Origin of the sequence: Streptomyces sp. NPDC002886, from assembly GCF_042888445.1 — a bacterium.
In the GTDB taxonomy this organism is placed as follows: Bacteria; Actinomycetota; Actinomycetes; order Streptomycetales; family Streptomycetaceae; genus Streptomyces.
Window position 1 is genome coordinate 586,655 of record NZ_JBIAPV010000004.1, and the last position, 17,474, is coordinate 604,128.

Below are 17,474 nucleotides of genomic sequence, written 5' to 3' on the forward strand. Positions count from 1 at the left end.
GGAGAAGAGCCCGCCCGCTCCCTAGGCTCGGCGCATGGGAAAGCCGCTCGTCGCAGTGTTCAGTGGGGCCGGGATGTCCACCGATTCGGGAATTCCCGACTACCGGGGGCCGCAGGGTTTGTGGCGGCGGGAGCCCGACGCCGAGAAGCTCGTGACCTACGCGCCCTACATGGCCGATCCGGAGATCCGGCGCCGGTCCTGGCTGATGCGCGCCGAGATCGGCGCCCTGGGGGCGCGGCCGAACGCCGCGCACCTCGCCGTCGCCGATCTGGAGCGTGCCGGGATCCCGCTGCGGGTGATCACCCAGAACGTGGACGGGCTGCACCAGCTGGCCGGGACCACCGCGCGGAAGGTGTTCGAGCTGCACGGCACGGCGCGGGCGGTGGTGTGCACGGCCTGTCGTGCCCGTACCGGTATGGACGAGGCGCTGGCCCGGGTCGCCGCCGGGGAGCCGGATCCGGCCTGCCTGGCGTGCGGCGGGATCCTGAAGGCGGCGACCGTGATGTTCGGGGAGCGGCTGGACCCCGAGGTGCTGGCGCAGGCGGTCGCGGTCGCCAAGGGGTGCCAGGTCTTCGTGGCCGTGGGCTCGACGCTCCAGGTGCAGCCCGCGGCCTCGCTGGCCGCAATGGCCGCGGAGGCCGGGGCCCGCCTGATCATCGTGAACGCGCAGGAGACCCCGTACGACCCCCTCGCCGACGAGGTGATCCGCGAGCCCATCGGGACGGCACTGCCCGCCCTGCTGGCACGGATCGCCTCGGAAGGCGCACGCCTCTAGCCGCGCGGGTCCACCGGCCGGCACGGGCCCACCGGCCGGCACGGGCCCGCGCGCCGGGCCGTGTCAGCCCGCGTCCGCCGCCCGTCGCATCTCCGCCACGTCGAGCTTCTTCATCTTCATCATCGCGGCCGTCGCCCGGCCGGCCCGCCCCGGGTCCGGGTCGGAGATCAGGTCGATGGCCCCGGCCGGGATGACCTGCCAGGACAGCCCGAACTTGTCCTTGACCCAGCCGCAGGCGGATTCCTGGCCGCCGTCGGCGGTCAGCGCCTCGTAGTAGTAGTCCGCCTCGGCGTCGTCGGCGCAGTTGATCTGGAAGGAAACGGCCTCGGTGAAGGGGAACTGCGGGCCGCCGTTGAGCCCGACGAACTTCTGGCCGTTGACCTCGAACTCGACGACCATGACCTCGCCCACCACGCCGCCGCCGTGCTCGGGGAAAAGGCCCACGCGGCCGATCTTGCCGTCCTTGAAGACCGACAGGTAGTAGTCGGCTGCGGCCTCCGCCGCGCCGTCGAACCACAGACACGTGGTGAAGGGGTTGCTCGCCATGACTGCCTCCGGAGTGTGCGGGGGGGGCGGGGAATCCGGCCCGCAGATACAGACCGGCCCCGGCCCCGAAACTCATCGGTGGGGCCGGGACCGGTTCGCATCCCGTCTGGAGAACACTCCCGCGGGTTACCTCTCGAGCATGCGATCGACGATCCGGCGGGCCGCCTGGCCGTCGTCCAGGTCGCAGAACTCCTCGCGGAACGCCGCACGCGCCTGCGCGTACCGCGCGCCCACCGCGTCCGCGTTGCGCACGGCCTCGATCAGGCTCGCCGAATCCCTGAGCAGCGGGCCCGGGGCCTTCTTCTCCAGGTCGAAGCTGAAGCCGCGGAGGGTGTCGCGGTAGTGCTCCAGGTCGTACGTGAAGAGCAGGACCGGCCGGTCGGTGTGCGCGAAGTCGAAGATCGCGGAGGAATAGTCCGAGATCAGTACGTCGGCGACGAGCAGCAGGTCGGTGGTGTCGGGCCAGCGCGACACGTCGACGACGAACCCGTCGCGGGCGCCTTCGCACACCTGCTCGGTGACCTTGTGGTGGCTGCGGAGCAGCAGGACGTGGTCCTCGCCGAGCTCGCGCCGGGCCGCGTCGAGGTCGATCCGCTGGTCGAGCTTGTAGCCGGAGGTGAGCGTCCAGCCCTCGCGGTTCTCCCGCCACGTGGGGAGGTAGAGGACGACCTTCTTGCCCTCCGGCAGGCCGAGCCGCCGGCGGACCTCCGCTATCCGCGCCGCGTCGGGACGCACCAGGGCGTCCGTGCGCGGGCTGCCCGACTCGATGACCTCGCCGTCGTAGCCGAGCGCCCGCTTCAGGACCGGCGTGGCGTACGAGCCCGGGGAGGCGAGCAGCGACCACTGCGCGCTGTCGTGCTCCAGCGCCTCCAGCACCGCGGGGCTGGTGTAGTAGTCGTGGTTGAAGTCGTGGCCGATCTGCTTCAGCGGCGTTCCGTGCCACGTCTGTACGACGGTCTGGCCGGGGCGGCGCCGGAAGGCGAGCGGCACGCTGTCGTTGACCACGTAGTACTTGGCCCGCGCGAGCAGCTCCCAGAATTCGAGGCCGTCGTACTGGACCGCGCGCGCGGTCTCCGGGACCTCGACGCGGCCGTCGCGCACCAGCCAGACGTGGTCGAGCTTCTCGCCGCGCCGCAGGAGTTCCTCGTGGATGGCGCGGGGCGAGTCTCCGGCGCCGTGCCCCTGGAAGGCGTCGTAGAGCACGACGTCCTTGAGCGGGAGGGCCCGCTGCGCCGGGTACGTGACATCGCGCGCGACCCGCTGCGCGTAGCGCGAGCGGTCGTGCGGGCTGAGCATCGGATCGGCGACCAGGACGAGCCGGTCGTAGAGGCGCGATTCGACGCGCATCCGGCGGCCCAGGGTCGTCACGGCGTGGGGTCCGGAGTACAGGGCGGTCGGGGCGAACTGCAGCGGGACGCCCCGGTCGACGCCGAGCAGGCTCGCCGTGGCCCCGCCCTGGGAGACCGGGCGCAGCGTGGGCCACCAGCGGCCCTGCGGCAGCGGGACGCGGCCGGCGTGGTTCTCGGGGAACACCGGCTCGAAGGAGGCTTCGAAGGCGCCCCCGTCACAGGCCACGGGATAGCTGAACTCCGTGCCGGACGCATTGTGCAGGACCAGCTCGTAGGGCTCGTCCAGGGGCGCGACGAACCGGCCCCGGAGCGTCAGGGCGCCGTTCTCGGTCTCGACGGTGTCGACCAGCGGCGGGGAGGGCTGGATCGAGAGGATGAGGTGTCCGGTGGTGCCGCGCTTGGCGAAGAGGGCCCGTCCGGGCTCGTCGCCGGGCAGCGGGACGACCAGTCCGGCGAATCCGGCGCGCTCGTCCTGTGCCAGGCGGTGTTCCGCGCCGTCGGCGCCGATCACGGTCAGGTTCCACGGCTTCGGGGCCCACTGGCCGGGGGCGCCCGGGGAGGTGGGGACGGCGGCCAGATCGGCCAGCGGGAGCCGAACGGTGAAGGGGATCCGGCCGCCGTCGACCGCGGGAGCGGTGTCCATCGGGAGGTTGAGCACGGCCCGGCTGGAGGCGTGCAGCGCGCGCAGGGTGGCCCCGGCGCCGACCTCGGCGGCGAGCTCGCCCGACACCTCGATGCCGTCACCGTCCAGGCGGACGTCCAGGGCGCGGGCGCGGACGATCTCGACCTGGACGCTGAAGAGACCGCCGGTGCTCGGCACGATCCGCACGTCCGGGGCGACCCAGTGCACGGGCGGGTTCTGTCCGCTGTCGTGCTCGCCGTGGGAGAGCCGCTCGCGGTGCAGACCGCCGGCGCCGGTGGCGATGACGGACCCGGTCCACACGCCCTCGTTCCACTGGCCGTTCGTCTGGAAGGCGGTGGCGTCGATGGCGGCGCTGAATCCGGCCCAGTCGGCGTGGCGCAGGGTGAGGTGCGGGGAGTTCGCCGTGGCCAGGGGGGAGGCGACGGTACGGGTGGTGACCACGGCCCGGCGGGGCTTGTTCTTGCCCTTGCCCTTGGCCTTGCGCTTGCCCTGCTCGCGGAAGACCAGCATCTTGCGCGAGCCGAGGCGGCTCTCGGCGCCCAGGTGTCCGGGCACGGCGTAGCCGCGCAGCAGCAGCTTGCCGTCGGCCCAGTGGACCTGCTCCACGCGGCTGATGACGTGTCGTTCGCTCGGGCCGACGGCGAGGACCTTCGCGGGAACCGGCGCCTTGAGGAAGGGGTAGTCGGCCTGGGGGCGGGCCAGCCCCTTGACCGGCAGGCTGTGGTGGAACGCGCGCTGGTGGCGTATGAGGGCCACGAACTCCTCGACCCGGCCCTGTTCCGCGAGGTAGGCCTTGAGCCGGTCCCCGACCGGCAGGTCGGCCCAGGTTCCGGAGCCCATCTCCCGGATGAGGGCGCCGACCTCCTTGGCGAACGTCGCACGGAAATCCGCGCCGCCTTCGGGAACGAACTTGTAGATGAGCTGGAGTTCCTCGGTCAGCAGGTTGCGGTCGTAGTCGCGCAGGTGGCGGGCGTGCGCGGCGTCCTGCTTGCGCTGGAGGGCCTCGCGGACCAGCCGGATGGAGGTGACCCGGTCGATGACCGAGACCGGATCGGTGGTCCGCTGGGTGATGGAGCGTTCACCGGCCTCGCGGACGCGCCAGTGGTAGACGCACTCGCCGATGACGTCGACGCTCTTGGCGAGGTAGTGCGCGGGGATGGAGACGGGGGCGTCCTCGTAGAGGATGCCTTCCGGGTACTGGAAGGCGTGCTCGTCCCAGAAGCTGCGCCGGTAGACCTTGTTCCACGCGGTGCGGTCGGTGACCAGCGCCGGGAACTTCGAGACGTGGGTCTTCAGCCGGGTCGAGGCGAAGGGGACCCTGTGTCCCCAGGCCTGCTGCATGCCGACGGAGCGGAAGCGCTTGACGTTGCCGGCCGCGAAGTCGGAGCCGGTCTTGTCGAGGGCGTCGATCATGCGCTGGTAGGCGTTCGGCGGCAGGGTGTCGTCACTGTCGACGAAGGCCAGGAACTCGCTGTCGGGGCTGATGTGGCGGGCGCCCGCGTTGCGGGCCGCGCCGAGTCCCGCGTTCTTCTGGAGGACCAGCCGGAAGCGGTCGTCCCGGTCCACGAAGGCCTGAGCCAGGGCCGCGCTGCCGTCGGTGGAGCCGTCGTCGAGGAGCACGACTTCGAAGTCACCGAAAGTCTGTGCCGCGAGGGACTCCAGGCACTCGTCGAGGTAGAGCTCGACGTTGTAGACGGGCACGACGATGCTCAGGCGCGGAGGCATGGGGTGGGGGTTCTCCAGCTCAATAACACTTTGATGATCAGCCGATTACAGCATCCTACGCTGTAACGAGATGATAAGAATTCGGTCATCTCGGGCATAAGTGAGAAGCTGCGGGGCGGGCGGCCATGAGTTCAGCCGCCCGCCACCTCGCCGTCATCGGGTCAGACTTCCAGCTCCGCCTCAATCTTCTTCAGCTGGTGCCGTGCCATCGCGAGGTTGGCCCGCGTCTTGTCGAGCGCGAGGTAGAGGAAGAGCCCCGCGGAGCCCCGGCCCTTCAGGAGCCGGATCAGGTGGTACTGGCTTCCGAGGGTGATGAGGATGTCCTCGATCTCCTCCTTCAGGCCGAGCATCTCCATCGTGCGGAGCTTGGCCCGCACCACGTCGGTGTTGCCTGCCGCGGCGACCGTGAGGTCGAGGTCCTTTCCGCCGCCGATGGTGCCGAGGGCCATACCGCTGCTGCAGTCGACCAGGGCGGCGCCGAGCACGCCGTCGATGGTGGTAGTGGCTTCCTTGAGCGATGTCTCCACGTTGGCCATGGCTTTTCTCTTTTCTCTTCGGTGTCCTGGACGTTTTCGGTCGGTAACGGTTCGGTCAGTACGGTTCCGGCGGTGCGATGCGGGCGGTGCGATGCGGCACGGGCAGCCCTACGGGGTCAGGAGCCCGGACCCGGGCCGCGGCGGCCGAGGCTCTGGTCGATCAGCTCCGCTATGCGCAGGCTGGAACGGCGGGCCTCCAGGTGGAGCCGGCCGACGTTGACGCGCGGCTCCGCGATCAGGGTCAGCACCGCCGCGTCGCCCGCCGCGTAGGTGGCGACGTAGCCGCCCTCCCCGCGCACGAGCAGCTCGCGGAACCCGCCCTGCCCGGTGCAGTCGCTGAGGCGCTGGGCCACTCCGAGGGCCGCGGCGGTCAGCGCCGCGACGGATTCCGCCTCGGCGGCGGCACTGTCGTGGGCCAGGACCAGGCCGTCGACGCTCGCGGCGAGGGCGCCGCCCAGCTGCGGGACCCGGGCCCTCAGCCGGCGGAGCTCGGCGAGTATCTCGGCCTCGGCTTCGGCGGGCACCGTACTCATGTCGGACTTTCTCCTTTCGGACTGCCGCCGCTCGGAACGGTCGCCGCGCTGGGCGGGTCGCAGCGGGAGCCTCACAGGCTTGCCTCCAGTGCGTCGCGTAACCGGCGCAGCAGCGCCACGTCCGGGGACTGCGCCTGCGTCATCCAGTCGGGCAGCGGCGCCTCCGCCGCGGCGGCGGGTGCCGGCGCGTGCGGGGTCTCGACCAGCCCGGCCGCCGCGAGGCGTCGTACGTCGAGCAGGGTGTGAAAGGCCGGCCGGCCCAGCACCCAGGCGAGGTCCGCCGGTGTGCGCGCCCCGTCGGCCAGGTCGAGCAGGATCCGCTGGCGGGCGGTGACGGTCTGCCCGGGGGCGGCGGCCCGGGGCACGACCGGGGAGGTGTCCAGCAGCGGATAGGGCCAGACCGCGTCGAGCAGTTCCCGGCGGCGGCAGGTCTCCCGCTCGACGGCCGCGGCCGGAACGGAACGGACGGAGCCGATCCAGTGGGTGGCCCCGCGCCGGAAGCGGGAGGGGCCGCTGCCCGGGGAGAGTGCGAAGAAGGCGGCGTCGAAGATGGCGGCGAGGTGGCATATCTCCAGCTCGCCGCCGGCGAGCCCACCGCTGTCGACGAGGAACCGGGCGACTTGCCGGCGGGCTCCGGCCTCGTTCACGGCTTCGGTCCAGCGCTCGTGGGTGAGGCCGCCGCCGGTGGTGAGCAGGACCTCGAGGCCGGGAGTGGCCGGGCTCTCCGCGTGCACCACGCGGCCGTCTTCCAGGAAGAGCGTGCCGCGCTCGCGGAACAGGGCGCCGGTCGCGCGCTCGGCGGCGAGCCGCGTGAGCAGTGGGGAGACGGCGACCGTGGCGACGGCGGTCATTTCAGCACCAGCTCCTCGGCCAGGGCCCGGAGTCTGTGCCGGGCCAGGGCGAGGTTCCCGTCGGTCCGGTCGAGCCACAGGTGCAGGAACACGCTGCTGTCGAAGCTGGTCTCGACGAAGCGGAGCACGTGGTAGCCGGTCCGGGTGGTGACGATCAGGTCCTCCACGGGCGGCCCGGCGCCGTCCGGCGCCTCGGTCCCCTCCGGGGCGAAGGACTCGTACTCGGCGGCCGCCCGGGCCAGTTCGGCGGTCTCGGCAGCGGTGGTCTCGTGGTCCCCCACCGGTGATTCCCCGGCGGTGCCGAGGGCCAGTCCGCTGCTCCAGTCGACCAGCGCGGCCCCCCTGGCACCAGGCAGGGCCATGGCTTCGAGCAGGCATTCGTCGATCCCGGGCACGCGGGCTCCCCTCCCGGCCGGACCGTGCGTGGTGCACGGGCTACGGCGCGACAGAAGGGAACTTACTCAAGTTCCACACTGTGGAAGGGCGTTCTGGCATTTTCCGCTGGAACATGCGCGATGGCACGTGACAGCTTGGCCGGAACCCCACACATTTTGATCACTAACTTCGAACACGCGCCCCGAACCGCCCGCGCGCGGACCGCCGTCACGAGGCGAGCGGCAGATCGTCCGAGAGCCGGAAGGATCCGCCCTCGCGCTGTACGTAGCCCTCGTGGCTGAGGGTGCGCAGCAGGTGGTACACGGTGGGCAACGGGATTCCGGTGAGCCGGGCGAGCCGCTTGGCGGTCGCCCCGCCCTCCGTGTACATCGCTTCCACGAGCCGCAACGCCCGCTGTACGGAACCGATGAGGGTGGGAGCGGTGGTGGTGGGGCTGCCGCTGTCCGTGCCGTCCGCCTTGGCGGCGGTCTCCGCGCTGCCCTTCGGGCTGTGTTCGGTACCCATGAGTGGTCCCCCCTGCTCCGGTACGAGGCCTGGCAAACCCATCAAAGTCGCTCACCGGCCTCAAAACCAGCGGACGCGCGTAAACCTGAGCATAAGATCAACTAAGCCTCGCCCCCCGGAACCCGAAGCTCCTCGTGGACGTCGCACGCACGGGCACCATCGCGGGTGCCGCACTGCGCGCCGATGTCACCGCCTCCGCCGCTTCCCAGCAGCTGTCCGCGCTCGAACGCCGGGCCGGTTGTCCGTTGCTGGAGCGCTCCGGTCGGAGCGTACGCCTGACCCCCGCGGGCACACCCTGGTATCCCACGCCACCCGCGTGCTCACCGAGATCGAGGCCGCGGAGGAGGCGCTGCGCGATATCGCGGGGCTGCGGGAGGGCCAGTTGCGGGTCGCCACCTTCGCTTCGGCCGCGGAGCCCTTCACCGTGCCCGCGCCGGCCGCGTGGCGACCGAGTCGATGATCCGGCACTTGGCGCGGCAGCTCGGCGGCTGACGCCCACGGCGCCGGGCCGGATCAGATGCGGGCCGGTGTCCATCCCTCGATGTGCCAGGGCTCGCCGACCGTCAGCGCGTGCGGCGCGCCGGAGACGGTGAGGCAGGCCTCGCGCGGGGAGCCCTGCTCGAAGGTGAGCCGCAGGGAGCCGTTGCCGGTGACCTCGGCCGTGTTGATCCGGCACAGGGCCAGTTCGCCGAGGAGCGCCAGCGGATGGCCGGGGAGCATGCTGCCGGGGCTGGCGGAGACCCGGACGTCGCCGTCGGCGGCGATGCCGACCCGGACCGAGCCGAAGAGCGGCTGCTCCAGCCGCCAGGGCGCGTCGATGACGATCCGGGCTTCCGTGTCGGTCAGCTCGTCGTGGACGGTGAGGAAGGGCGAGGCCCGGCGCCGTTCGCCCGTCTCCAGGACGAGGGCGCCCTCCAGGTCCACGGGCAGGGGGGCCACCCCGCTCGCGACGGGGAACGGACCGCTGTCCACCCGCAGGCACACCGGGTCCAGACAGTCGGGCACCGGATCCACCACGGGCCCCGGCAGCGGCGGCCGGTCGGTCACCTCGCCCCACAGGGCGGGGACGGCGTGGCGCAGCACCACGTCCGTGACCTCGTCCGCGACACGGGCGGCGGTGCGCTCGTCGGTGATGGTCCACCAGTGGTCGTGCGGATGGCCGAGGAGGCGTCCGATCCGGGCGTGCCAGCCGACGGGGCCGATCCGGTTGGCGCTGAGCCGGGTCCCGAGGGCCGGCCGCAGCCGCCGCAGGGCCTCGTGTTCCTCGTACGGGACCGCGCGCAGGTTGATGGTGAACCTGCATTCGGCGGGCCCGGACGAAGCGCTCCGCTGGAAGCCGAGCAGTGCGTGGTCGGGCTCGGCGGCGCGGAGCCGGTACTCCAGCCCCGTTCCGGTGAAACCCGCGTCGCGCAGTGCCGGGGCGATCCGCTCGCGCAGCGTCTGATGGAACAACTCGGTCGCGTTCACCCCCGTAGTGTCACAAGACGCACCCTCCCGACCAAAACCGGCCATCCCCAGGCGGCCGCAGTGGCCTGAACGGACCCCTCCATTCTTCGCGGACCGCGGATCACGGCTGGCCGGGCGCCACGGGGAGCAGCCGGCGGAGGAGATCGGGCGGGGCGCGAACGGCGACGTCCGCTCCTCGTTCCTGATGCACGGCGCCCTGCGGTCCCTCGCCGAATGGCACTCCGTCCTGGGCTCGGTGAACCACGGCAGCATCGTCGACTGGTTCCTGAACGCCCTGACGGCCCGGGCGGCTGCGCAGGGTCTCGGCCCGGCGCGGGCACAGCGTCGACGACACGCACCCGCCGAGCCGGCTCCGGCCCGCGCCGTGCCGGCCCGCCGGGTGATCCGGGACCACGCCGGCTGAGCCGACGGCCTACTGCGTGCAGGTCACGAAGGCCGGGAGGGGGGTCTCCTCGACGAGGCGGCGGGGCAGGGACAGCGCGAAGCGGTGTTCCAGTACGGCGAGGGTGAGGCGGTCGCGCTCCTCGTGCGGTTCGTCCTCGGGGCGGGCGTAGCAGCCGTCCGGGGTGAGGATCTTGGCCTCGACCAGCTCCGGCAGGAGGAAATCGGGCCGGTGGCCGCCGCGCCAGTGCTCCTCGCCGATGCCGAAACAGCAGACCAGCTCGCCGTCCCGGGCGTACGCGAACTGCTTGGGCGGGTGATCGGGCTGCGGGTCGAGGTACACGGCCTCGACCCCGGAGCCGGAGACCTCCGCGAGGCGGTGCGCCCCGGCGGGCACTCCGTGCTCCACGGCGAAGGACCAGCCGCCCCAGCTCCCGACCCGGGCCACGCCGTCGCCGTCCAGGGTCTCGGTGACCATGCTCCACGCGTCGATGGCCCCGAGCGGCCCGGGGCGCAGGTCCGGCAGGGCGCCGAGCCGCACGGCCAGTTCCTCGGGGCCGATGCCCCGGGCGAAGGTGAGGCCGACGTACCAGGCGCTCCAGCCCGCCAGCCACTGGATGCCGCCGCCCGGGCCGCGGGCGCTTTCGCCCGTTGCCCGCCCCGTCGTGTCCGCCATTGCCACGGTCCCCTCCCGCGATCTCCGCGATGCGAGCCGGTCGTACCTGTCCCGCCGGTTCCGCCCGTTGTGACGGTCCTGCCGGAAGCAGTCCTACCGGCACGATAGTCAGTCGGCGGGGCCCTCCGGGAGGAGGCGTTCGACCATCGTGTCGATGAGCCCTTCCACCGCGTGGGGGTCCAGCAGCCCCGGCACGGTCAGGTCGTCCACGATCAGCCCGAGCATGGCCAGGTAGATCAGGACCACGCCCTGCCGGTCCCCCGGCAGTCCCGCCTCCAGGTGCCAGGCGATGTTCGCCTCCAGTTCGGCGCCCTGGAACCCGGCCAGCACCTCCTGGAGTTCGGGTCGCCGGGTGGCCTCCAGCCGCAGTTCCAGCATCGCGGTGTGGACGCTGCGCTCGCGGCGCATGCGCTCCAGGAGCCGGCGCAGCAGCACCTTCGTGTCGAACGGGCCCGTCAGGTCCGCCGGGTCGGGGGTCAGCCGCTCGCGGGTGCGGTGCAGGATCTGCACCAGGAGCTGGGCGCGGTTCGCGAAGTAGTTGGAGGAGGTGCCGGTCGGAACCCCGGCCTCCGTGTCCACCGCGCGCAGGGTCAGCCCCCGCGAGCCCTCGCGGGCGAGGACTTCGATGGCGGCGTCGAGCAGCGCGGCGCGGCGCTCGGGATTCTGGCGCATGGGTGGATCCCTGACGGTGTGGACGTGGCTGCCGGTATGACCGCCGCATATGCACTGCACGCGCAGTGCTTCGGACACGCTAGCGGACACCGCCTCGTCGAGGCCCTCCCCAGCACCCCCCGCGACGTGCCACCCTGCCCGTCATGGAGCGGATCATCGGGGAGATACGCGAGGACCTGGACCGCCGGATCGCCGTGGCGGCCGAGCGGCTCGCCGACCGGGCGCCGGACGGGGACCCGGCCTGCGCCGTCTACGTCGCCCTGCTGGGCCGGGCCGCACTGCGCGAGCGGGTCCACCACCTGCTCCGCCAGGCCGTCGACGGCCTGCTCCGCGAGGCCCGCGGCCTGCCGCTCGAGCTTGCCGAGGCCCGCGCCGACGGGGAGCTCCGCGCCCGGCAGGGGCTGCCCCTGGACTCCCTGCTGCGTGTCCACCGGCTCACCGGCCGGCTGCTGTGGCAGGTCCTGACCGAGGCCGTCGCCGCCCACGACCGGGCGGCGCTGCCCCGGCTGCTGCCCGGGGCGCCCGCACTGTGGGACGTGGTCGACCGGATGGCGGACGCGACGGCCGAGTCCTACCGCCGGGCCGACGCGGTGCGCGGCGACCGCGAGCGGGAGCTGCGGGGGGCCCTGCTCGACGCCCTGTTCGACGGCGGCGGTCCCGCGGGCCGGTCCGCCGAGTCGGCGCGGCGGCTCGGGCTGCCGGAGCGCGGCCGCTTCGCCGTGGTGGTCCTCGACTCCGGGGACGGCGCGGGGACGGTCGCGGCCGGGGGCGCCCCGCGCGTGCTGTGGCGGATCCGGGCCGACGGGGAGACCGGCCTGGTGGACCTGGGCCGGCTGCCGCTCGCCTCCGTGACCGATCTGCTCGCGCCCCTCGGCTTACGGGCCGGGGTGAGCCCGGTGGTGGAGACTCCGGGCGAGCTGGCCGGGGCCCGCCGGCTGGCCGTCCTCGCGCTGCGCGCGGCGCCGGGAGCCGACGGCCCGCACACCGCCCTGCTGGACGAGCGGCTGCCGGCGGCGCTGGTCGCGGCCGAGCCCGAGCTCGCGGGCCGGCTGCGTCAGGTGGTGCTGGGTCCGGTCCTGGCGCTGGCCCCGGAGGACCGCAGGGTGCTGCTGACCACCCTGGGCACCTGGCTGCTCTGCCGGGGTTCGACCACGTACGCCGCCCAGCGGCTGTACTGCCACCGCAACACCGTCTCGAACCGGCTGCGCCGCCTGGAGCAGCTCACCGGCCGCTCGCTGGCCGATCCCGCCCACGTCGTGGAACTGGCGCTGGCCCACACGGCGGTCACCCAGCGCCCGGCCGGGTCCCCGCCCCCTCCTGACGCTCCCCCTTCGCCTCCGACCTCGCGGACTCCAGCAGGTACGGCACGTCGATCACCGCGACCCCGGGCGTGAACAGCAGGCGCGCCTTGAGCCGCAGCGCGTTCTGGTTGTGCAGGGGCTGCTCCCACCAGTGCCCGACCACGTACTCCGGGATGACCACGGAGAGCATGTCCGTGCCCTCGGCGGCCGCCTGCTCCTGTACGTAGGCCAGCACGGGTCCGACCACCTCGCGGTACGGGGAGTGCAGCACCTTGAGCGGGATGCCCGGGTCGTGGTCCGCCCAGTCCGCGCGCAGCCGGTTCGCGCTCTCCTCGTCGGCGGCCACCGAGACGGCCGTCAGGGTGTCGGGGCGCAGCCCCATGGCGAAGCCGAGGGCCTTGAGCGTGGGGGCGTGCACGGACGCGACGAGGACGACGACGTGGTGGCGGGCGGGCTTGCGGGGTTTGACCCCGGGGGCGACGGCGAGTTCGCGGGCCACGGTGTCGTAGTGGCGGCGTACGCCCTTCATGCCGATGAAGAGCAGCGGCATCGCGATGACGACGAGCCAGGCCCCGTGGGTGAACTTGGTGATCAGGACGATGACCAGGACCACGAAGGTCATGGTGGCGCCGACCGCGTTGATGGCGAGCCGGCGGTGGATGTGGATCCGCTCCTCCTTGCGGGTCTCCGGGGAGGCGAGCTCCTGCTGCCAGTGCCGGACCATGCCCGCCTGGGAGAGGGTGAAGGAGACGAAGACGCCGATGATGTAGAGCTGGATGAGGCGGGTCAGCTGGGCGTCGAAGGCGACGATCAGGCCGATGGCGGCGAGGGCCAGCAGGACGACGCCGTTGGAGTAGACGAGCCGGTCGCCGCGGTTGAAGAGCTGGCGGGGCACGTACCGGTCCTTGGCGAGGATCGAGGCGAGCATCGGGAACCCGTTGAAGGCCGTGTTGGCGGCGAGGATCAGCACGCCGGCCGTGACGGCCTGCAGCAGGTAGAACATGAAGTGCCAGCTGCCGAAGGTGGCCCGGCCGATCTGGGCGAGCGCGGTGGACATCGGGGTTCCGGGGGCCAGGCCCAGCTCGGTCGGGTCCGCGGCCACGTGCACCTTGTAGCTCATGGCGAGGACGGTGATCCCGGCGAACATGGTGACGGCGAGCACGCCCATGGCGGCGAGGGTGGTCGCCGCGTTCTTGCTCTTCGGCTTCTGGAAGGCGGGGACGCCGTTGCTGATGGCCTCGACGCCCGTGAGCGCGGTACAGCCGGAGGCGAAGGCCCGCAGGGCGAGGAGCACCACCGCGAGACCGGCGTAGTTGCCCTCGGCGGTGATCGGCAGGTCAGCGGATTCGGCGCGGATCGCGTCGCCGGTCGCGAGCCGGTAGGCGGCCACCGCGAACATCAGGTAGATGACGAGGACGAAGCCGTAGGTGGGGACGGCGAAGACCCGGCCGGATTCCCGTACCCCGCGCAGGTTCATGAGGGTCAGCAGCACCACGAAACCCACCGACAGGGGGACTTCGTGGTCGGAGAGGGAGGGGATGGCGGAGGTGATGGCGGCGACGCCGGAGACCACGGAGACGGCGACGGTCATGACGTAGTCGACGAGCAGGGCGCTCGCGGCGGTGAGGGCGGCGGTCTGGCCGAGGTTCTTGGAGCTGACGATGTAGGCGCCGCCGCCGCCCGGGTAGGCGTAACAGGTCTGCCGGTAGGAGGCGACGACGACCACGAGCAGGAACACGATGGCGGCGGCCGCGTACCAGGCGAGGTGGAGCAGCGCGACCCCGCCGAGGGCGAGGATCAGCAGGATCTCCTCGGTGGCGTACGCCACGGAGGAGAGCGGGTCGCTGCAGAAGATCGGGAGCGCGAGCCGTTTGGGCAGCAGGGTCTCGCCCAGACGCGCGGTGTCGAGCGGTTCGCCGACCAGCACACGTTTCGCATTGATACGCCTCATTCAGGCATGATCAGCCAAAACCGTGTCGATTCGTCCCATATCAACCCTGTGTCATGGGGTGAACCGCCTAGATCTTCGGCGCCGCCGTCTTCGGCGCCGCCATCTTCGCCGCCGCGCTGTGGATGGCCTCCCGGATCCGGAAGTACGTGCCACAGCGGCAGATGTTGGCGATCGCGTCGATGTCCTCGTCCGTGGGGGTGCCGGTCCGCTGCAGCAGGGCGACGGCCGCCATGATCTGACCGGGCTGGCAGAAGCCGCACTGGGCGACGTCCTGTTCGAGCCAGGCCTCCTGCACCGGGTGCAGGTCCTCGCCGTCCGCCAGCCCCTCGATGGTGGTCACCCTCTTCCCCGCGCACGCGGAGACCGGCACCACGCACGGGCGGACGTCCACCCCGTCGAGGTGACTGGTGCAGGCCTTGCAGACGTCCACTCCGCAGCCGTATTTGGGGCCGCGCACGTTCAGCATGTCGCGGAGCACCCACAGCAGGGGCAGATCGTCGGGGGCGTCCACGGTGACGCTCTGCCCGTTGACGGTGAAGGTGTGCGAGGGCACGGCTCGGCTCCTGGCTGACTAGCGCGGGTACGGGGTGAAGTCGACGTCGAAGTCGAGGGGGAAACTGCGCGGCTTGGTGCCGGTGGCCCGGGCGTAGGCGTTGGCGATGGCGCCCACGGCGGCGGGCAGGCCCAGCTCGCCGGCCCCGCCGGGCTCGGTTCCGGTCGCCGGGAGCACGAAGACGCGTACGTCCTTCGGGGTGTCGCGCTGCCGCGCCCAGTGGAACTGGCTGTAACTGCCTTCCAGCGGGAGCCCCTTGTCCAGGTGCAGGCCGGCCTTGAGCGTGGTGGAGATCGCGTCGGTCAGGCCGCCGATCATCTGGGCCTCCAGACCGCGCGGGTTGACGGGCAGGCCCACGTCGACGGCGATGACCGCCTTGGTGACGCGGATGTGTTCCGGGTCCCTGGTGTCGATCTCGACCAGGCAGGCCGTCCGGGACTTGTACTCCTCGTGGAAGGCGATGCCCTGGGCGCACCCGGCCGGCATCGCCCGGCCCCAGCCCCCTTCGGTGGCCGCCTTGTCGAGGACGGCGCGCTGGGCGGCCGTCTTCAGGAAGGTGCGGCGGAACTGGTACGGGTCCCGGCCGGTCGCGGCGGCCAGCTCGTCCACCACGATCTCCTCGGCCCCGCGGGTGTTCGCCGAGTACACCGAGCGCCAGGACCCGGTGGGAACGCCGGTCGGGACCTCGGTGAGCGCCTGCGTGGTGAGCCCGAAGTGGTACGGGGACTTGATCGTGGTGAGGAAGAGGGTCTGGGCGAGGGTGGCGTTGCCGATGCCGAGCGGGAGACTGGCGGCGGTCGCGGTGATGATCTCGCCGAGCCCGTGCCGGAAGTCGGTCTCCGCGGCGGCGACCCGGTGTTCGAAGCTGAGCACCTCGCCCAGCGCGTGGGTGGCCCGGATCTTGTGGTGGGTGGCCGGGCGCATCCGGCCGTGCCGGGTGTCGTCCACCCGGGTCCACATCAGCCGGACCGGGCGGCGGCAGGCCTTGGAGATCCGGGCCGCTTCCAGGGCCGCGTCGAAGAACAGCCGGCGGCCGAAGGAGCCGCCCGCCTGCACCACGTGGACGGTGACCTTGTCGAGGGGCAGGCCGAGGTCGGCGGCGATCGTCTCGCGGGCCACGATCGGCGATTTGAGCCCGGACCAGATCTCGGCGCGGTCGTCCCGGACATCGGCGACGGCCGAGTTGGTCTCCATCGGGGCGTGGCTGACGAAGGCGAAGTCGAACTCCGCGTCCACGTGCGCGGTGAGCAGCGGCGGCACGAGCAGCGGCGGGGTGGCGGCGCGCAGCTTCGTCCGTACGGCCGCGTCCGAGAGCTGGTCGGCCGGGCCCGGGCCCCAGGTGACCTGGAGGGCGGCCTTGGCGTCGAGGGCCTGGCCGAAGGTCTCGGCGACGACCGCGACCCCGGTGGCGATGGTGACCACGTGCAGAACGCCCGGCATGGCCCGGACGGCGGCGAGGTTGGCGACGGAGCGGACGCCGCCGCCGAGCGTCGGCGGGCGGCGGACCACGCAGGGCTTGGCCCCGGGCACGTCCAGGTCCAGGGTGTAGCGCTGGGCCCCGGTGACCATGGCGCGGGCGTCGATCCGGCTGGTGGGCCTGCCGACCAGGGCGTGCTTCGCCGCCGGCTTGGGGGTGGCCCCGAGGACGATCAGCGCGGGGTCGGCGGCTGCCGCGGCGAGGGAGCCGTAGTCCGCGGTGCGGCCGTCGGGGGCGCGGACGGCGCCGGCGGCCGTGGTCAAGGTGGATACCGGGAGGCTCCAGCGCACGGCGGCGGCCGCGACCAGCCGGGCCCGGGCGGTGGCGGCGCACTGGCGGACCGGGCCGTAGAGGGAGCGGATGGAGTTGGAGGATCCGGTGAGCTGATTGAAGAGCAGCTCGGGTCGTGCGTCGTCCAGTTCGACCCGTACGGCGGCCAGCGGGGCGTCCAGTTCCTCGGCGACGAGCATGGCCACGGCGGTGGTGAGCCCCTGGCCGACCTCCTCGCGCGGCAGCCGGAAGCGGACGGTTCCGTCGGCCTCCACGACGAGCGCGAGCAGGGCGGAGGTGGGGGCGCCGGCCAGGATGAACAGGTCGCCGAGGTCCACCAGGTCGGCGGGGGCGGGCAGGGTCGGGATCACGGCGTGCGCGGGCTGCGGGGCGAGGAGGTCGGCGCCGGCGCGGGTGACGAGGGCGAGGGTCGGGGCGGCGATCAGATAGGTGAGGAAGGACCGTCGGCTCTGCCCGCGGGCGGGGCCGTTCCCGTCGCTCGAGGCGAAGCCGTTCCCGTCGCTCGGTGCGGAGCCGTTCCCGTCGCCCGGTGCGAGCCCGTGCCCATCAGTCGGCGCGGGGCCGTTCCCGTCGGTCGGCGCGTGGCTGTGCCCGGTCATGTCGTTGTGTCCCCAACCCTGCGCGGCCTGTCCCAGCGAGCCTCCCCGGCTCATTACCGGCACGTAGAGTAGCCATTCCGGGGTTCGTGGGGAAGTCCGGATCACCTCCTGGACGACATCGCGGACGGCGCGGGGTCCTTCGTTCGGGGGGCGCCCGCATCACCGTGTTGATCCGGGTCCCGCGTGTCCTTCGCCGGTTCGGCGGGGCGCCGGCCTCGTACACCTCGGCCGTACGATCGATCACCGCC

Annotated in this window: 16 protein-coding genes and 2 pseudogenes; 5 read left to right on the forward strand and 13 right to left on the reverse strand. The window is 72.6% G+C overall.

Annotation, left to right across the window (positions count from 1 at the left end; genetic code table 11):
- The first annotated feature begins 34 nt into the window (after positions 1 to 34).
- Positions 35 to 775 carry an NAD-dependent deacetylase gene (locus tag ACFYYB_RS21005; protein WP_389436726.1) on the forward strand — a complete coding sequence of 247 codons (741 nt, stop codon included), beginning with the start codon at positions 35 to 37 and terminating at the stop codon, positions 773 to 775.
- A gap of 63 nt (positions 776 to 838) precedes the next feature.
- Here the strand turns inward: ACFYYB_RS21005 and ACFYYB_RS21010 are convergent, their stop codons facing one another.
- From ACFYYB_RS21010 to ACFYYB_RS21040, 7 genes and pseudogenes are all read right to left on the reverse strand, one after another.
- Entirely contained in the window at positions 839 to 1,321 is a 483-nt protein-coding gene (locus tag ACFYYB_RS21010; protein ID WP_389436728.1) for a VOC family protein, read from the reverse strand.
- Positions 1,322 to 1,447: 126 nt separating this feature from the next.
- Entirely contained in the window at positions 1,448 to 5,038 is a 3,591-nt protein-coding gene (locus ACFYYB_RS21015) for a CDP-glycerol glycerophosphotransferase family protein (protein WP_389436729.1), read from the reverse strand.
- A gap of 161 nt (positions 5,039 to 5,199) precedes the next feature.
- Positions 5,200 to 5,574, reverse strand: a complete 375-nt coding sequence (locus ACFYYB_RS21020) for a hypothetical protein (RefSeq protein ID WP_389436731.1) — start codon at positions 5,572 to 5,574, stop codon at positions 5,200 to 5,202.
- 116 nt (positions 5,575 to 5,690) lie between these two features.
- The gene (locus ACFYYB_RS21025; protein WP_389436732.1) at positions 5,691 to 6,107 is read right to left on the reverse strand and encodes a roadblock/LC7 domain-containing protein; all 417 of its coding nucleotides are present in this window, start codon (positions 6,105 to 6,107) and stop codon (positions 5,691 to 5,693) included.
- 71 nt (positions 6,108 to 6,178) lie between these two features.
- Positions 6,179 to 6,958, reverse strand: coding sequence for a transcriptional regulator (locus ACFYYB_RS21030; protein WP_389436733.1), 780 nt, complete (start codon positions 6,956 to 6,958; stop codon positions 6,179 to 6,181).
- The gene (locus ACFYYB_RS21035) at positions 6,955 to 7,353 is read right to left on the reverse strand and encodes a hypothetical protein (RefSeq protein ID WP_389436734.1); all 399 of its coding nucleotides are present in this window, start codon (positions 7,351 to 7,353) and stop codon (positions 6,955 to 6,957) included. Before ACFYYB_RS21035 ends, ACFYYB_RS21030 begins: the two co-directional genes overlap by 4 nt.
- A 235-nt stretch (positions 7,354 to 7,588) precedes the next feature.
- Positions 7,589 to 7,723 (reverse strand): annotated as a pseudogene (locus ACFYYB_RS21040) (helix-turn-helix domain-containing protein); the annotation flags it as partial.
- A gap of 269 nt (positions 7,724 to 7,992) precedes the next feature.
- Between ACFYYB_RS21040 and ACFYYB_RS21045 the strand changes: the two are divergent.
- Positions 7,993 to 8,136 (forward strand): annotated as a pseudogene (locus tag ACFYYB_RS21045) (LysR family transcriptional regulator); the annotation flags it as partial.
- Between the two features lie 38 nt (positions 8,137 to 8,174).
- A complete protein-coding gene (locus tag ACFYYB_RS21050) occupies positions 8,175 to 8,318 on the forward strand; it encodes a hypothetical protein (RefSeq protein WP_389437249.1) in 144 nt (47 codons plus the stop codon).
- Between the two features lie 53 nt (positions 8,319 to 8,371).
- Here ACFYYB_RS21050 and ACFYYB_RS21055 read toward each other — a convergent pair whose 3' ends face one another.
- On the reverse strand, positions 8,372 to 9,325 hold the full coding sequence (locus ACFYYB_RS21055; protein WP_389436735.1) for a DUF4304 domain-containing protein: 954 nt from the start codon (positions 9,323 to 9,325) through the stop codon (positions 8,372 to 8,374).
- A gap of 184 nt (positions 9,326 to 9,509) precedes the next feature.
- On the opposite strand from ACFYYB_RS21055, the gene ACFYYB_RS21060 reads away from it, so the two are divergent.
- Positions 9,510 to 9,728: a hypothetical protein gene (locus ACFYYB_RS21060; protein ID WP_389436737.1), complete on the forward strand. Its 219-nt coding sequence runs from the start codon at positions 9,510 to 9,512 to the stop codon at positions 9,726 to 9,728.
- Between the two features lie 9 nt (positions 9,729 to 9,737).
- On the opposite strand, the gene ACFYYB_RS21065 is transcribed toward ACFYYB_RS21060, so the two are convergent.
- Both ACFYYB_RS21065 and ACFYYB_RS21070 read right to left on the reverse strand, forming a co-directional pair.
- Positions 9,738 to 10,382 (reverse strand): DUF6461 domain-containing protein, encoded by a 645-nt coding sequence (locus ACFYYB_RS21065; RefSeq protein WP_389436738.1) that lies wholly within the window; start codon positions 10,380 to 10,382, stop codon positions 9,738 to 9,740.
- A gap of 108 nt (positions 10,383 to 10,490) precedes the next feature.
- The gene (locus ACFYYB_RS21070) at positions 10,491 to 11,054 is read right to left on the reverse strand and encodes a TetR/AcrR family transcriptional regulator (protein ID WP_389436739.1); all 564 of its coding nucleotides are present in this window, start codon (positions 11,052 to 11,054) and stop codon (positions 10,491 to 10,493) included.
- Between the two features lie 143 nt (positions 11,055 to 11,197).
- Here ACFYYB_RS21070 and ACFYYB_RS21075 point away from each other — a divergent pair, with 143 nt between their 5' ends.
- Positions 11,198 to 12,448: a helix-turn-helix domain-containing protein gene (locus ACFYYB_RS21075; protein WP_389436740.1), complete on the forward strand. Its 1,251-nt coding sequence runs from the start codon at positions 11,198 to 11,200 to the stop codon at positions 12,446 to 12,448.
- On the opposite strand, the gene ACFYYB_RS21080 is transcribed toward ACFYYB_RS21075, so the two are convergent.
- The 3 genes from ACFYYB_RS21080 to ACFYYB_RS21090 all read right to left on the reverse strand — a co-directional run bounded on the left by ACFYYB_RS21080 (position 12,339) and on the right by ACFYYB_RS21090 (position 17,226).
- Entirely contained in the window at positions 12,339 to 14,306 is a 1,968-nt protein-coding gene (locus ACFYYB_RS21080) for an APC family permease (protein WP_389436741.1), read from the reverse strand. The genes ACFYYB_RS21075 and ACFYYB_RS21080 overlap by 110 nt on opposite strands.
- A gap of 67 nt (positions 14,307 to 14,373) precedes the next feature.
- Complete coding sequence (locus ACFYYB_RS21085) at positions 14,374 to 14,859, reverse strand: (2Fe-2S)-binding protein (RefSeq protein ID WP_389436742.1); 486 nt, start codon at positions 14,857 to 14,859, stop codon at positions 14,374 to 14,376.
- Between the two features lie 18 nt (positions 14,860 to 14,877).
- Positions 14,878 to 17,226 carry a molybdopterin cofactor-binding domain-containing protein gene (locus tag ACFYYB_RS21090; protein WP_389436743.1) on the reverse strand — a complete coding sequence of 783 codons (2,349 nt, stop codon included), beginning with the start codon at positions 17,224 to 17,226 and terminating at the stop codon, positions 14,878 to 14,880.
- Positions 17,227 to 17,474: the final 248 nt, after the last annotated feature.

What these genes read in the sequence shown, in the direction of transcription:
- ACFYYB_RS21080 (WP_389436741.1), bottom strand. Translation starts at nt 14,306, where the DNA reads ATGAGGCGTATCAATGCGAAACGTGTGCTGGTCGGCGAACCGCTCGAC.
- ACFYYB_RS21065 (WP_389436738.1), bottom strand. Translation starts at nt 10,382, where the DNA reads ATGGCGGACACGACGGGGCGGGCAACGGGCGAAAGCGCCCGCGGCCCG.
- ACFYYB_RS21060 (WP_389436737.1), top strand. Translation starts at nt 9,510, where the DNA reads ATGCACGGCGCCCTGCGGTCCCTCGCCGAATGGCACTCCGTCCTGGGC.
- ACFYYB_RS21090 (WP_389436743.1), bottom strand. Translation starts at nt 17,226, where the DNA reads ATGACCGGGCACAGCCACGCGCCGACCGACGGGAACGGCCCCGCGCCG.
- ACFYYB_RS21010 (WP_389436728.1), bottom strand. Translation starts at nt 1,321, where the DNA reads ATGGCGAGCAACCCCTTCACCACGTGTCTGTGGTTCGACGGCGCGGCG.
- ACFYYB_RS21005 (WP_389436726.1), top strand. Translation starts at nt 35, where the DNA reads ATGGGAAAGCCGCTCGTCGCAGTGTTCAGTGGGGCCGGGATGTCCACC.
- ACFYYB_RS21015 (WP_389436729.1), bottom strand. Translation starts at nt 5,038, where the DNA reads ATGCCTCCGCGCCTGAGCATCGTCGTGCCCGTCTACAACGTCGAGCTC.
- ACFYYB_RS21025 (WP_389436732.1), bottom strand. Translation starts at nt 6,107, where the DNA reads ATGAGTACGGTGCCCGCCGAAGCCGAGGCCGAGATACTCGCCGAGCTC.
- ACFYYB_RS21075 (WP_389436740.1), top strand. Translation starts at nt 11,198, where the DNA reads ATGGAGCGGATCATCGGGGAGATACGCGAGGACCTGGACCGCCGGATC.
- ACFYYB_RS21030 (WP_389436733.1), bottom strand. Translation starts at nt 6,958, where the DNA reads ATGACCGCCGTCGCCACGGTCGCCGTCTCCCCACTGCTCACGCGGCTC.
- ACFYYB_RS21070 (WP_389436739.1), bottom strand. Translation starts at nt 11,054, where the DNA reads ATGCGCCAGAATCCCGAGCGCCGCGCCGCGCTGCTCGACGCCGCCATC.
- ACFYYB_RS21020 (WP_389436731.1), bottom strand. Translation starts at nt 5,574, where the DNA reads ATGGCCAACGTGGAGACATCGCTCAAGGAAGCCACTACCACCATCGAC.